The sequence below is a fragment of the Mycobacterium terramassiliense genome, assembly GCF_900157385.1.
GTDB classification, from domain to species: domain Bacteria; phylum Actinomycetota; class Actinomycetes; order Mycobacteriales; family Mycobacteriaceae; genus Mycobacterium; species Mycobacterium terramassiliense.
Map to the genome: position 1 here is coordinate 571936 of NZ_LT717700.1, position 12367 is coordinate 584302.

General features: G+C 71.0%; 11 protein-coding genes. 5 read left to right on the forward strand and 6 right to left on the reverse strand.

Going from position 1 to position 12367, the window contains the following annotated elements:
• Positions 1–2 precede the first annotated feature (2 nt).
• The 4 genes from MTAB308_RS10775 to MTAB308_RS10790 are packed head-to-tail and all read right to left on the reverse strand — an operon-like array spanning position 3 to position 4205.
• Positions 3–578, reverse strand: coding sequence for a GTP-binding protein (locus MTAB308_RS10775; RefSeq protein ID WP_077099435.1), 576 nt, complete (start codon positions 576–578; stop codon positions 3–5).
• On the reverse strand, positions 559–933 hold the full coding sequence (locus tag MTAB308_RS10780; protein WP_077099436.1) for a DUF742 domain-containing protein: 375 nt from the start codon (positions 931–933) through the stop codon (positions 559–561). Before MTAB308_RS10780 ends, MTAB308_RS10775 begins: the two co-directional genes overlap by 20 nt.
• Positions 934–939: 6 nt before the next feature.
• The gene (locus MTAB308_RS10785) at positions 940–1365 is read right to left on the reverse strand and encodes a roadblock/LC7 domain-containing protein (RefSeq protein ID WP_077099437.1); all 426 of its coding nucleotides are present in this window, start codon (positions 1363–1365) and stop codon (positions 940–942) included.
• Positions 1362–4205 (reverse strand): sensor histidine kinase, encoded by a 2844-nt coding sequence (locus MTAB308_RS10790; protein ID WP_077100120.1) that lies wholly within the window; start codon positions 4203–4205, stop codon positions 1362–1364. Before MTAB308_RS10790 ends, MTAB308_RS10785 begins: the two co-directional genes overlap by 4 nt.
• A 261-nt stretch (positions 4206–4466) precedes the next feature.
• Here MTAB308_RS10790 and MTAB308_RS10795 point away from each other — a divergent pair, with 261 nt between their 5' ends.
• Complete coding sequence (locus MTAB308_RS10795) at positions 4467–4931, forward strand: tRNA (cytidine(34)-2'-O)-methyltransferase (protein ID WP_077099438.1); 465 nt, start codon at positions 4467–4469, stop codon at positions 4929–4931.
• A gap of 39 nt (positions 4932–4970) precedes the next feature.
• The gene (locus MTAB308_RS10800; protein WP_077099439.1) at positions 4971–5297 is read left to right on the forward strand and encodes a YciI family protein; all 327 of its coding nucleotides are present in this window, start codon (positions 4971–4973) and stop codon (positions 5295–5297) included.
• A gap of 1 nt (position 5298) precedes the next feature.
• On the opposite strand, the gene MTAB308_RS10805 is transcribed toward MTAB308_RS10800, so the two are convergent.
• Complete coding sequence (locus MTAB308_RS10805) at positions 5299–5943, reverse strand: nitroreductase family protein (protein ID WP_077099440.1); 645 nt, start codon at positions 5941–5943, stop codon at positions 5299–5301.
• A gap of 23 nt (positions 5944–5966) precedes the next feature.
• Between MTAB308_RS10805 and MTAB308_RS10810 the strand changes: the two genes are divergently transcribed.
• Positions 5967–6377, forward strand: a complete 411-nt coding sequence (locus tag MTAB308_RS10810) for a TIGR03667 family PPOX class F420-dependent oxidoreductase (RefSeq protein WP_077099441.1) — start codon at positions 5967–5969, stop codon at positions 6375–6377.
• Between the two features lie 20 nt (positions 6378–6397).
• On the opposite strand, the gene MTAB308_RS10815 is transcribed toward MTAB308_RS10810, so the two are convergent.
• On the reverse strand, positions 6398–9691 hold the full coding sequence (locus tag MTAB308_RS10815; protein WP_077099442.1) for an error-prone DNA polymerase: 3294 nt from the start codon (positions 9689–9691) through the stop codon (positions 6398–6400).
• Between the two features lie 144 nt (positions 9692–9835).
• On the opposite strand from MTAB308_RS10815, the gene MTAB308_RS10820 reads away from it, so the two are divergent.
• Positions 9836–11143, forward strand: a complete 1308-nt coding sequence (locus MTAB308_RS10820) for a wax ester/triacylglycerol synthase domain-containing protein (protein WP_077099443.1) — start codon at positions 9836–9838, stop codon at positions 11141–11143.
• A 41-nt stretch (positions 11144–11184) separates the two neighbouring features.
• Complete coding sequence (otsB, locus tag MTAB308_RS10825; RefSeq protein ID WP_077099444.1) at positions 11185–12330, forward strand: trehalose-phosphatase; 1146 nt, start codon at positions 11185–11187, stop codon at positions 12328–12330.
• Positions 12331–12367 lie beyond the last annotated feature (37 nt).

The following is a 12367-nucleotide window of genomic DNA, read 5'->3' on the forward strand; positions in this document are numbered from 1 at the left end:
GATCAGCTCGCGGCCAGGGTTTCCAGGGCGTACTCGCTGACGGCGATGAGCGCGTCGGTCGCCGAGCGGCGATCGCGGGCGTCGACCGTGATCACCGGGATGTGCCGGGGCAGCGTCAGCGCCTCACGCACCGCCTCGACGGGATAGCGTGGGGCGCCGTCGAATTCGTTGACCGCGATCAAAAACGGCAGGTTGCGGTGCTCGAAGAAGTCGACCGCGGCGAAGCTGTCCTGCAGGCGCCGGCAGTCGACCAGGACGATCGCGCCGATCGCGCCGCGCACCAGGTCGTCCCACATGAACCAGAACCGGCGCTGACCCGGGGTCCCGAACAGGTAGAGCACCAGCTCCTCGTCCAGGGTGATGCGGCCGAAGTCCATCGCGACCGTGGTGGTCTTCTTGTCCGGGGTGGCCTCCAGCGCGTCGACGCCGGTCGACGCGTCGGTCAGCATCGCCTCGGTGCGCAACGGCATGATTTCCGAGACCGCCCCGACGAACGTGGTCTTGCCGACACCGAACCCGCCCGCGACGACGATCTTCGTCGAAGCGTGCGCTCCGCGTTCAGAGTGCTCGAAGACCACGCAGTGTCCTTCCTATGAGTTCGTGGCGCTCATCGGTGGTGGAGCGCTCGGTCAGCGTCCTATGCACCCGAAGGTAGCCGGACAGCACGAGATCGCCGACCAGGACGCGCGCGACACCGACCGGTAAATCCAGCCGGGCCGAGATTTCCGCGACCGACGGGCTTTGAACGCACAGTTGGATGATTTTGCCTCTCGTGTCGTTGGGTGGCCACCGGTGGGCCAGGCCGTCCGGCAGCGTCTGGATCGGCGCTTCCAGCGGAAGGTCGACGTTGGTGTCCGTCCGGCCCGACGTCAGGGTGTACGGACGGACCAGGTTCGCCTCACGGGAGGCTGGCCAGGGTTCGCGTCGGTCCATCGCGGCTCACGAGTGCGTGGCGGATCGGCGGCTGGACTGCACCACGCCCCCCACCCGTTCGACGAGGATGGCCATCTCGTAGCCGATCTGGCCGATGTCGCAGGACGTCACGGCCAGCGTGGCCAGATGCGAGCCGTCGCCCACCCGCATCAGCAGCAGGTAGCCGTTTTGCATCTCGACCACGGACTGCAGCACCTGGCCGCCCTCGAACAGCTGCGCGGCGCCGGTCGCGAGGCTGGCCAGCCCCGAGGCGACCGCGGCCAGCTGATCGGCCCGTTCCCGCGGAAGGTGCTCGCTGGCGGCGACGGGCAGCCCGTCGACGGACACCAGCAGCGCGTGCGCCACCCCGGGAACCTCGCGGGCGAACTTTGTCACCAGCCAGTCCAGCGTGGGGGCACCGCCCGCTTGCGGGGGATTGCCGGCAGACGTCATTGCTGATCGGATCCTTCACTCGTCTCGCGGGCGTGCGACCGTCCCGTGCGCACGCCACCGAAATGGCTACTGAACGAGGCCCGCACCGCCTCGGGGTCCCGCGCCGCCGCGTGGGACCCGACGAGGGAACCCTGGCCCTCATCCTGCTCGTCGTTCTCGGCGACGCTCTTCCCGTTGGCCGTGCCGGGCACCAGCCGGGCGCCCGGCGTGCGCACGGGCAGGCCGTGCTCGGTTTGCGACTCGACGGGCTTGTCCTCGGCCGCCGCGGCGAGCGACCAGCCGCGGTCCCACACCGACTGCCAATCCAGGTCTGGGCTGTTGACCAGGTCGTGCGGGTCGCCCAGCATCTCCGCCAGCATCCGACGGTAGATGACGTCGTCATCGGGCGGGGCCTGGGGAGCCCCGGCGGCCTTCGGGACCCTGGGGGCCTCCGGGGCCTTCGGAACCATGGGGGCCTCCGGGGCCTTCGGAACGGTCGGGATCGACGGGGCTTCCGGCGCGCGGGTCTCGGCGCCTTGGGCGCCCTGGGAACGCGCGGCGAAGAACGCCGAGGTGTCCGACGCCGCCGCGGGTTTGGCCGGCGGCGGTTTCGGCGCCTGGTCCGGCGGGGACTGCGCCTCGGCCCGTTGCCCGGCCTCCCACCACGGGGTGGCGAGCTCGCGGCGGTGTCGCCGGGGCAGCTGCGCGGCGGGCGCCTCGGGAATCTCGGGAACTTCGGGTGGGCTCGCCGCCACATCCGCGATGCCGCTGGAACCGGGGTTGCGGCGCGGCAGCAGGGTGACCGACGGTCCCGACGCCTCGGCACCGTTCTGGTTCGCCGGCCGGTGTCCGGCGGGCTCCCCCGCGGGGTCCGTCGTCGCGATGGCGTTGGCGAGTTTGGTGCTCGGCGATGCCACGGCGCCGGCCCGGCCCCGTGGCTCGGCCGCCGGGGCCGCCCCCGCGAGCAGCGCCGGCGGGAGGTAGATCTCGGCGGTCGTCCCGGCGCCGGCCTCGTTGGCCGCCGGGCCGCGCAGCCCTACCCGGATGCCGTGCCGGGCGGCGATGCGGCCCACCACGAAAAGGCCCATGTGGCGGGCGTTATCGGGGGTGACGTCGCCGCCGGCATGCAGCCGCATGTTGGCCATGCGGCGGTCGGCGTCGTTCATGCCCAGGCCGGAGTCGGAGATCCGCAGCATGACGCCGCCGTCCCCGCCGCGCGCCGCCGAGACCCGGACGGTCGTGGTCGGCGGCGAGTAGCGCAGGGCGTTGTCGATAAGCTCCGCGAACAGGTGAATGGCGCCGCCCGCCGCCGCCCCGATCAGCATGCAGTCGGGCAGGCCGGTCACCTCGACCCGCCGGTAGTCCTCGACCTCGGACACCGCGGCGTTGATCACCGTCGTCAGCGGCACCGGCTCACGCTGATCGCGCGCCAGCTGCGCGCCCGCGAGCACCAGCAGGTTGGCGCTGTTGCGGCGCAGCCTCGCCGCGAGGTGGTCCAGCCGGAACAGGCTGTCGAGGCGCTCGGGATCCTCCTCGTTGCGCTCCAGCCGGTCGATCAGCGTCAGCTGCTGGTCGACCAGCGAACGGCTGCGCCGCGACATGGTCTCGAACATGTCGTTGACCAGCAGGCGCAACCGCGCCTCGTCGCCGGCCAGCAGCAGGGCCCGCGTGTGCAGTTCGTCGACGGCGTGGGCGACCTGGCCGATCTCCTCGGTGGTGTGCACCGGCAGCGGCTGCGGGATGGGTTCGGCGCCACCGGCCTTGACGCGGGCCACCTCCTCCTCGAGGTCTTGGTGGGCGACCTTGAGCGCGCCGTCGCGCAGGACGCGCAGCGGCCGCACCAGCGCTCGCGCGACCAGCAACACGACCAGCAGCGCGATCACGATGGCGGCCAGCACCAGCACGGTGTCGGTGATCGCGGCGTTGCGGCGCTCGGTGGCCTCGGCGTGCACCGACTTGGTCACCGACGCGGTGGCGTCGGCGACGACCTGTTCGGCGATCCCGTCGGTGGTCTGGATCGAGCGCAGCAGCTCGGGGTTGTCGACGAGCACGCTGGCCGGATCCGACATGATCGCCATCCGGGTGACCATCTGCTGCTGCAGCGTCTTGGCTTCGGGCGACCCGGCGCCCAGCACCTCGCTCATGCCGAACAGCGTCGACGGTTCGGTGCCGGCCAGCGCCATCATCGAGGTCCGCAGCTGCGGCTCGGGCAGGTCGGACCCGCGGGTCACCAGGATCTCCTGCATCGTCATCTGCCCGCGGGCGCCGACGGCCCGGCTCAGGCCCTGCGCCTCGGCGCGGATCCGCTCGTTGCCGACGCGGACCGACGCGTTGATCACGTCCTCGGCGGTCAACAGGAGCGGGGCGTAGGTGGTCACCCGGTCCCGCAAACCGATGCTGTTGTCGGCCACCTTGTCCAGCAGCCCCTGCCCGCCGTTGAGCAGCGTGCTCACCCCGGACCGGACGTCGGGGGTGACATCGGTGTCCGCCAGCCGCTGCGCAAGCTCGTGCTTGCGCGCCTCGTAGTTTTTCCTGGCGCCGTCGACGTCGCGTCCGGTGGAGCTGGCCAGCAGCGCGACATCCAGCGCCGACATGTACTTGGTGATCGCCGGCAGCACGTCGGCGCGCGCGGCGGCCAGCTTGAGGCCGCCGGCGTTGGCCATCGCGTCCTTGATGCGCAACCCGCCGAACGCCGTCGCCAAAATCAGCGGTACCAGCACGATCGCCAGGACCTTGTAGCGAACGGGCCAGTTGCTCGGCGACCAGGTCGGCGGGCGCTTGGCCCGCGACGCCCCGGTGGCGGGGGCGTCATCGAACCCGGGTGTGCCCGCCTCGGCCGCGTGGGCCGGGCGGGTGAACATGGTCACGTGCCGGCGGCCGCGCGGCCGGCCGCTGCGCCGATCGTGGGCGCTCGGTGAAACGAGAGACTCATGAGACTTCCTGATTTATTCGCCTGCCACGCGCAGAGGGACGCGAGAGTTAAACGCCTGGCAATCCGACGAGTATGACAGCCCGCGGCCGAGGTCTCCACAATTCCTACTGAGTACGCAGAGCCCTCCAAGGTAAGCCGGTGCGCGGGGATGCAAGTCTGGCAAACAAATTGGCTTTGTCATGATCGGCAGATGTTCCGGCTGCTGTTCGTCACTCCGCGCATCGCGCCCAACACCGGCAACGCCATTCGGACGGCGGCCGCGACAGGCGCCGAATTGCATCTGGTCGAGCCGCTCGGCTTCGATCTGTCCGAACCCAAACTGCGGCGGGCCGGCCTGGACTATCACGACCTCGCGTCGGTCACGGTGCACCCGTCGCTGCCGGCCGCCTGGGACGCGCTGGCGCCGGCGCGGGTGGTCGCGTTCACCGCGCACGCGACCACGCCGTTCGCCGACGTCGACTACCGGGCCGGGGACGTGTTGATGTTCGGGCCCGAGCCCGACGGATTGGACGAGGCCACCCTGGCCGACGCGCACGTCACCGCCCAGGTGCGCATCCCGATGCTGGCGGGCCGGCGCTCGCTGAACCTGTCCAACGCCGCCGCGATCGCCGTCTACGAGGCCTGGCGCCAGCACGGGTACGCCGGCGCGGTGTAGCCGCGATGACTTCCCGGCGTTGCGCGGGTCAGCACCGATATGGCTACCTTCATCACGATCGGATACGGGGCCGCGGCCGGATACCACCGCGTGAGCGACGAATGCAGAGCGGCCGCGCACGCGCGCGACGACGCTTTACGCGCGGCCGGGGCGCTCATCGGCATCGCCGAAGGCCCCGTTCAGGTGCGCAATCCGGAGAGCGCCGGCGTGCGGATCGAGCACGGGCAGTACCTGCGGTCGGCGCTGCCGATCGCAGGGTTCGCGGTGTTCGAGGCCGACGATCTCGACGCGGCGATCGAACGCGTCAGCCAAACCCCGTGCGCGGTCGCGCACGGGGTGGTCGAGGTGTGGCCGCTGACGACCTGACCTACCAGGCGTTCCAGTGCGTCAACTGCTCGGCGGGCAGCCGCTTGGCCGGCCGGAAGTCGGTGCCCTTGGTGTAGGCGATCGGGAACAGCCCGGCCTGGCTGTATTTCTCGTAGGGAATGCCGAGCACGTCGGCGGCCCGCTGCTCGCCGTCGCGCAGGAGGTGCAGCGTCGTCCAGCAGGAGCCAAGGCCCCGCGAGCGCAGCGCCAAACAGAAGCTCCAGACGGCCGGGAACAGCGACGCCCAAAACGACACCCCGCCCAGCGGGGTCTTGTCCTCGCGGCCCTCGATGCACGGGATCATCAGCACGGGCGCCTCGTGCATGTGCTCGGCGAGGTAGGTGGCGGAGTCGCGCACCTTGCCCATCCGCTCCCCACGGGTGTCGCCCTCGGCGTATTGGGCCCCGGGGGCGCTGAGGTAGCCGCGCGCGTTGGACAGGTAGATGTCGCCGAGCGCCTTCTTCTTGTCGGCGTCCTCGACGAACACCCATTGCCAGCCCTGCGAATTCGAACCCGTCGGCGCCTGCAGCGCCAGGTTCAGGCATTCCATCAGCACGTCGCGGCCCACCGGCTTGTCGAAGTCGAGTCGCTTGCGGACCGAGCGGGTGGTGGTGAGGACTTCGTCGACGGACAGGTTGAGGGTCATGTGTGGAGACTACATTCGGCCCCATGAGCGTCGAACTGACACAAGAGGTTTCCAGCAGGCTTATCTCGGACCACTACGGGTGGCTGACGACGGTCGCGAAGTCGGGACAACCCGTCCCGCGGTTGATCTGGTTCTACTTCGACGGGGCCAGGCTGACGGTGTACTCCATGCCGCAGGCCGCGAAGGTTGCCCACATCAAGGCACACCCCAAGGTGAGCCTGAACCTGGATTCCGACGGCAACGGCGGCGGCATCATCGTCATCGGCGGGATCGCCACGGTGGACGCGACGGGCGTCGACTGCCGCGACGACGAGCCGTACTGGGGGAAGTACAGCGAGGACGCGGCGAACTTCGGCTTGACCGAGGCGATGGGCTCTTACAGCACCCGGCTGACGATCACCCCGACCAAGGTGTGGACCACGCCGACGGGCTAGGGCCCGCGTGGTGGAACGGGTCAGCGGAAGTCGCGCGACTTCGATCCCACCGCCAGCGTGATGCGGCCCAGGCGCTCGGCCACGACGGTGACGGCGCCGCTGGCGTTTTGCACCTGGCCGCGCACCAGCAGCGCCGGCGCCGTGTTCGCCAGCTTGCGGTGGCGCGTCCACACCCCCGGCGTGCAGAGGACGTTGACCATCCCGGTCTCGTCCTCGAGGTTGAGAAACGTCACCCCCTGGGCCGTCCCGGGCCGCTGCCGGTGGGTCACCGCGCCGGCGATCAGCACGCGGTCGCCGTCGGGCACGTCCAGCAGGGCCTCGGCGGGCACCACTCCCATCGCGTCCAGGTGCTCGCGGAGGAACTGAGTCGGATAGCTGTCCGGGGAGATGCCGGTGGCCCACACGTCGGCGGCGGCCAGCTCCAGCTCGCTCATCCCCGGCAGCGCCGGGATGTGCGATGACGAGCCCACGCCGGGCAACCGGTCCGGGCGCTGGGTGGCGGCCGCCCCGGCCGCCCACAACCCCTCGCGCCGGGACATGGAAAAGCAGCCCAGCGCCCCGGCCGTGGCCAGCGCCTCGGTCTGCGGCACGCTCAATTGCAGCCGGGTCGTCAGGTCCAGCAATGATGCGAAGGGGCCGTTGGCCTTTCGCTCGTCGACCAGCCGCTCTGCGAGGTCGTCGCCGATGTGGCGGACGGCGCCCAGACCGAGCCGCACCTGGGTCCCGGCGTTCTCGAGCGTGGCGTGCGCCAGGCTCGCGTTGACGTCCGGGCCGTGTACCGTCACGCCATGCCGGCGCGCGTCGGCCACCAGCGACTGCGGCGAATAGAAGCCCATCGGCTGCGCGCGCAGCAGCGCCGCACAGAACGCCGCGGGGTGGTGCAGCTTGAACCACGACGAGTAGAACACCAGCGACGCGAAGGACAGCGCGTGGCTTTCGGGGAAGCCGAAATTGGCGAAGGCCTCCAGCTTTTCGTAGGTGCGGTCGATCACCTCGTCGGTGGCGCCGTGCAGCGCGCGCATGCCGTCGTAGAACCGGCCGCGCAGCCGCCGCATGCGTTCGGTCGAACGCTTGGAGCCCATGGCCCGGCGCAGCTGGTCGGCCTCGGCGGCGGAAAAGCCGGCGCAGTCGACCGCGAGCTGCATCAGCTGCTCCTGAAAAAGCGGCACCCCCAGCGTCTTTCGCAGGGCGGATTCCATGGACGGGTGATCGTAGACGACCGGGTCGACGCCGTTGCGCCGCCGGATGTAGGGATGCACCGACCCGCCCTGGATGGGCCCGGGCCGGATCAGCGCGACCTCCACCACCAGGTCGTAGAACACCCGCGGCCGCAGCCTCGGCAGGGTGGCCATCTGTGCGCGGGATTCCACCTGGAACACGCCGACCGAATCGGCGCGGCACAGCATCTCGTAGACCGCCGGCTCGGAGAGGTCGAGGCGAGCCAGGTCCACCCGCAGGCCCTTGTGCTCGGCCACCAGGTCGATGGCGTAGTGCAGCGCCGAGAGCATGCCGAGGCCGAGCAGGTCGAACTTCACCAAACCGATTGCGGCGCAGTCGTCTTTGTCCCACTGCAGCACGCTGCGGTTCTCCATGCGCGCCCACTCCACCGGGCACACGTCGGCGATCGGCCGGTCGCAGATCACCATGCCGCCTGAATGGATGCCCATGTGCCGCGGCAGGTTCCGGATCTGGGTGGCCAGGTCGATCACCTGCTCGGGAATGTCCTCGATGTCGGGCGCTGGGTCATTTGAATTGGGGCCAAGCCCGTTCCAGTGGCCGATCTGCTTGCTCCACGCGTCCTGCTGCCCCTGCGAAAAGCCCAGGGCGCGGGCCATGTCGCGGACCGCGATCCGGCCCCGGTAGGTGATGACGTTGGCGACCTGGGCGGCGTAGTCGCGGCCGTATTTGTCGTAGACGTACTGGATCACCTTCTCGCGCTGGTCGGACTCGATGTCCATGTCGATGTCGGGCGGCCCGTCGCGGGCCGGCGACAGGAAGCGCTCGAACAAAAGCTCGTTGGCCACCGGGTCCACCGCGGTGACACCCAGGGCGTAACAGACCGCGGAATTGGCCGCCGATCCCCTGCCCTGGCACAGGATGTTGTTCTGACGGCAGAACCGGGCGATGTCGTGCACCACCAGGAAATAGCCCGGAAATGTCAGCTGCGCGATGACTTTCAACTCGTGCTCGATCTGGGCGTAGGCGCGGGGCGCGGCATCGGCGGGCCCGTACCGCTCGCGCGCCCCGGCCATCGTCAGCTGCCGCAGCCAGCTGTCCTCGGTGTGCCCGTCGGGCACGTCGAACGGCGGCAGCTGCGGCGCGATGAGCGCCAGCCCGAACGCGCACTGCTCGCCGAGCTCGGCGGCGGCGCTCACCACCTCGGGGCGCCACGCGAACAGCCGGGCCATCTCCTCCCCGGACCGCAGGTGCTCACCGCCCAGCGGGGCCAGCCACCCGGCGGCGGTATCCAGCGACTGCCGGGCCCGGATGGCGCCCATCGCCATGGCCAGCCGGCCGCGCGACGGGTGGGCGAAATGCGCCCCCGTGGTGGCGACGACGCCGACGCCGAAGCGCGGCGCGAGGGCGGCCAGCGCGGCGTTGCGTTCGTCGTCGAGCGGGTGACCGTGCCGGGTCAGCTCGACGCTGACCCGGTTCGCCCCGAACCGGTCCACCAGGTCGGCCAGCGCCCGCTCGGCCGCGTCCGGTCCTTGCGACAACGCCTGGCGCACATGGCCTTTGCGGCACCCGGTCAGGATATGCCAGTGCCCGCCTGCGGCCTCGGCCAGCGCGTCGAAGTCGTAGCGCGGCTTGCCCTTCTCCCCGCCGGCCAGATGCGCCGCGGCCAGTTGCCGCGACAGCCGCCGGTAACCTTCCGGACCGCGGGCCAGCACCAGCAGGTGCGGGCCGGGCGGATCCGGCGTCTCGGTGCGCGCGCCCGGCCCCAGCGACAGCTCGGCGCCGAACACGGTGCGCAGGTCGAGTTCGGCGGCGGCTTCGGCGAACCGCACCGCCCCGTACAGGCCGTCGTGGTCGGTGAGCGCCAGGGCGCGCAGGCCCAGCCGGGAAGCCTCCTCGACCATCTCCTCCGGGGTGCTGGCGCCGTCGAGGAAGCTGAACGCCGAATGCGCGTGCAACTCGGCGTACGGAACGGCCGAGCGGGCCGGCCGGGTGTCGCCCGGCGGCTGGTACGTCCCGCGCTTGCGTGACAGCGGGGCGTCCTCGTGGGGTTCCGCCGGCGCGCCGGCGTGGCGCGGCTTGCCGTCGAGCACCCGCTCCATCTCCGCCCAGCTCGGCGGCCCGTTAAACCAGCCCACGTTGCCAGCTTACTCGAATATATGTTCGAATATGAGCGGCCCTGTTAAACGGGTCTAAACACGTTCTTAACGCCGCCGGACTACCGCCCGGCAGGCGCCGCGCAGATACTGGTACGAGGGAGAAAAACGACGGCGGGACTGAGCATGGCGCAAGCGAAGGCACTGGACACGGCGTACCTCAAGGCTCAGGATCCCGAACAGCACGCGAGCCTGGCCATCGGTGCGGTCGCCATTGTCGACGGCCCGGCCCCCGATCCCGGCCTGCTGAAAGCGCTTCTGGTGGAACGGTTCCGGTCGGTACCGCGCTGCACACAGTTGCTACGGGCGCAGAACTTCGAGTGGATCGACTGTCCGGAATTCGACGTCGCCCATCATGTGCGGCGGGTGGCGATTCCGCGCCCGGGTGACGACACTCAGCTGTCCCGGGCCATCGCCTTCGCCCTGGAGCGTCCCCTCGACTTGAACCGCCCGCCGTGGGAGTGCTGGGTCATCGAGGGCCTGACGGGCGACCGGTGGGCGATTCTGATGAAGACCCACCACGACGTCGCCGATGCCGCCCACCTGCTCACCAGGCTCTGCGACGACGCCGCCGCGGGCGACTTCCCGAGCGACGTTGGCGCCGCGCAGGTTTCGTCGGCACCGCGACCCGGCTGGGCCGGCGCCCTGGGCCGGGCCGCCGCGCTGGCCGGCACCCTCGTCGAGGCGATGTGGCCCGCCGAACGGCTGTCGGTCGACCCGGTCATGCGGCGCTACGGCACGGTGCGGGTGCCCGCCGTCGACGTCGACAAGGTGTGCCGCAAATTCGGTGTGACGGTCAACGACGTTGCGCTGGCGGCCATCACCGAGGGCTTCCGGCGCGTCCTGCTGCGCCGCGGCGAGGAGCCGCGCGAGGACTCGCTGCGGACCCTGGTGCCGACGCCGGTCCGTTCGGCCATGCTGCCGTATCTGCCCGTCGAGCACGAGGACCCGGTCCAGCAGCTACGCACGGTGCATAGCCGGTGGAGGGTCCAAAAGCGCGAACCCGGCATCGTGGAGGCGGCGCTCAACTGCCTCCCGGCGCTGTTGCGCAGCAACGTATTACAGCTGCTGGCCCGGTTGCCGCACGCCGGCATCGTGACGCTGGGAACGCACACGCCGGGGCCACGCCATCAGCTGCGGCTGATGGGCCGGACGATGGAGCGGCTGTTGCCGATCCCCCCGACCGGCGTGCGCCTGAGCACGGGGGTCGCGGTGCTCAGCTACGGCGACGACGTGGTGTTCGGGATCACGGCCGAATACGACGCCGCGGCCGACGTCAAGGAGTTGGCGGCCGGCATCGAACTGGGCATGGCGCGGATGGTGGCGCTCAGCGGAGATTCGGTGCTGCTGTTCGGCAAGGACCACCGACGCAGGCGCGCGGCCCGCAGGCACCCGAGCCAGGCGTATCGCGCGCGCCCGTCGGCGCGTTCCTGACCCGGGCCCGGCGGCGCCGGGCACCGTGAGAAGGTTGGTGCATGCCGGTCAGCATCGACCCGCGCCGCCACGACGCGGTGCTGTTCGACACCGGGTTGGGCGACGCGCAGGCGCTGGTCGGGCGGCTGCGTGACGCGGGCGTCGGCGCCGGCGCGTTCTCGTCGGGCGGCACCCTGCGCGCGGCGGCCGACGAGCTCTCGGTGCGCCCGGGCCGATGCGCCGTCATCACCGACGACCCGGCGGCCGTCCAGGCCGCGCGCGAGGGCGGTTTCGCGTTGGTCGTCGGTGTCGAGGGCACCGGGGCCCCGGAGGTGCTGGAGCGTTCGGGCGCCGACGAGGTGGTCGCCGACATGCGTGAGCTCGGCGTGCGGACCGGGGACCGCCGGATGTCCGAGCTGCCCGACGCGTCGGAGGCTTTGGGCGCGCTGACCGAGCGCGGGCCGGCGGTGTTCTACGACTTCGACGGAACCCTGTCGGACATCGTCGACGATCCCGACGCGGCCCGGCCCGTCGCCGGCGCGGTGCAGGCGCTGCAGGAGCTCGCCGCGCAATGTCCGGTGGCGGTGCTGTCCGGCCGCGACCTGGCCGACGTGCGGAAGCGCCTCGGCGTGCCCGGCATCTGGTACGCCGGCAGCCACGGTTTCGAGCTGACCGCGCCCGACGGGACACACCACCAGAACGAGGACGCGGCGGCTGCCATACCGGTGCTGGAACAGGCGGCGGGCGAACTACGCGACGCGCTGGGCCCGATTCCCGGCGTGGTGGTGGAGCACAAGCGTTTTGGCGTGGCGGTGCACTACCGCAACGCCGCACGGGATCGCGTCGGCGAGGTGGCCGCCGCGGTGCGCGCGGCGGGCCGGCGCGACGCGCTTCGGGTGACCACCGGCCGCGAGGTCATCGAGCTGCGCCCCGACATGGACTGGGACAAGGGCAAGACCCTGCGCTGGGTGATCGACCACCTGGACCGGGCCACCGCCGGTCCCCTGCTGCCGATCTACCTCGGCGACGACATCACCGACGAGGACGCGTTCGACGCGATCCGCGCCGACGGGATCCCGATCCTGGTGCGGCACAACGAGGACGGCGACCGCGCCACCGCCGCGCGGTTCGCGCTGGACAGTCCGGCAGGCGTCGCGGAGTTCACCGCCGGGCTGGCGCGGCGGTTGAGTGACGCCCGCCTGAATTGACTTACGACCGTTGGTCATTGAATCGAGGACTTTGCCT

Coding starts and splice junctions, on each gene's coding strand:
- MTAB308_RS10780 (WP_077099436.1), bottom strand. CDS start 933: ATGGACCGACGCGAACCCTGGCCAGCCTCCCGTGAGGCGAACCTGGTC.
- MTAB308_RS10785 (WP_077099437.1), bottom strand. CDS start 1,365: ATGACGTCTGCCGGCAATCCCCCGCAAGCGGGCGGTGCCCCCACGCTG.
- MTAB308_RS10790 (WP_077100120.1), bottom strand. CDS start 4,205: ATGTTCACCCGCCCGGCCCACGCGGCCGAGGCGGGCACACCCGGGTTC.
- MTAB308_RS10795 (WP_077099438.1), top strand. CDS start 4,467: ATGTTCCGGCTGCTGTTCGTCACTCCGCGCATCGCGCCCAACACCGGC.
- MTAB308_RS10800 (WP_077099439.1), top strand. CDS start 4,971: ATGGCTACCTTCATCACGATCGGATACGGGGCCGCGGCCGGATACCAC.
- MTAB308_RS10805 (WP_077099440.1), bottom strand. CDS start 5,943: ATGACCCTCAACCTGTCCGTCGACGAAGTCCTCACCACCACCCGCTCG.
- MTAB308_RS10810 (WP_077099441.1), top strand. CDS start 5,967: ATGAGCGTCGAACTGACACAAGAGGTTTCCAGCAGGCTTATCTCGGAC.
- MTAB308_RS10820 (WP_077099443.1), top strand. CDS start 9,836: ATGGCGCAAGCGAAGGCACTGGACACGGCGTACCTCAAGGCTCAGGAT.
- otsB (WP_077099444.1), top strand. CDS start 11,185: ATGCCGGTCAGCATCGACCCGCGCCGCCACGACGCGGTGCTGTTCGAC.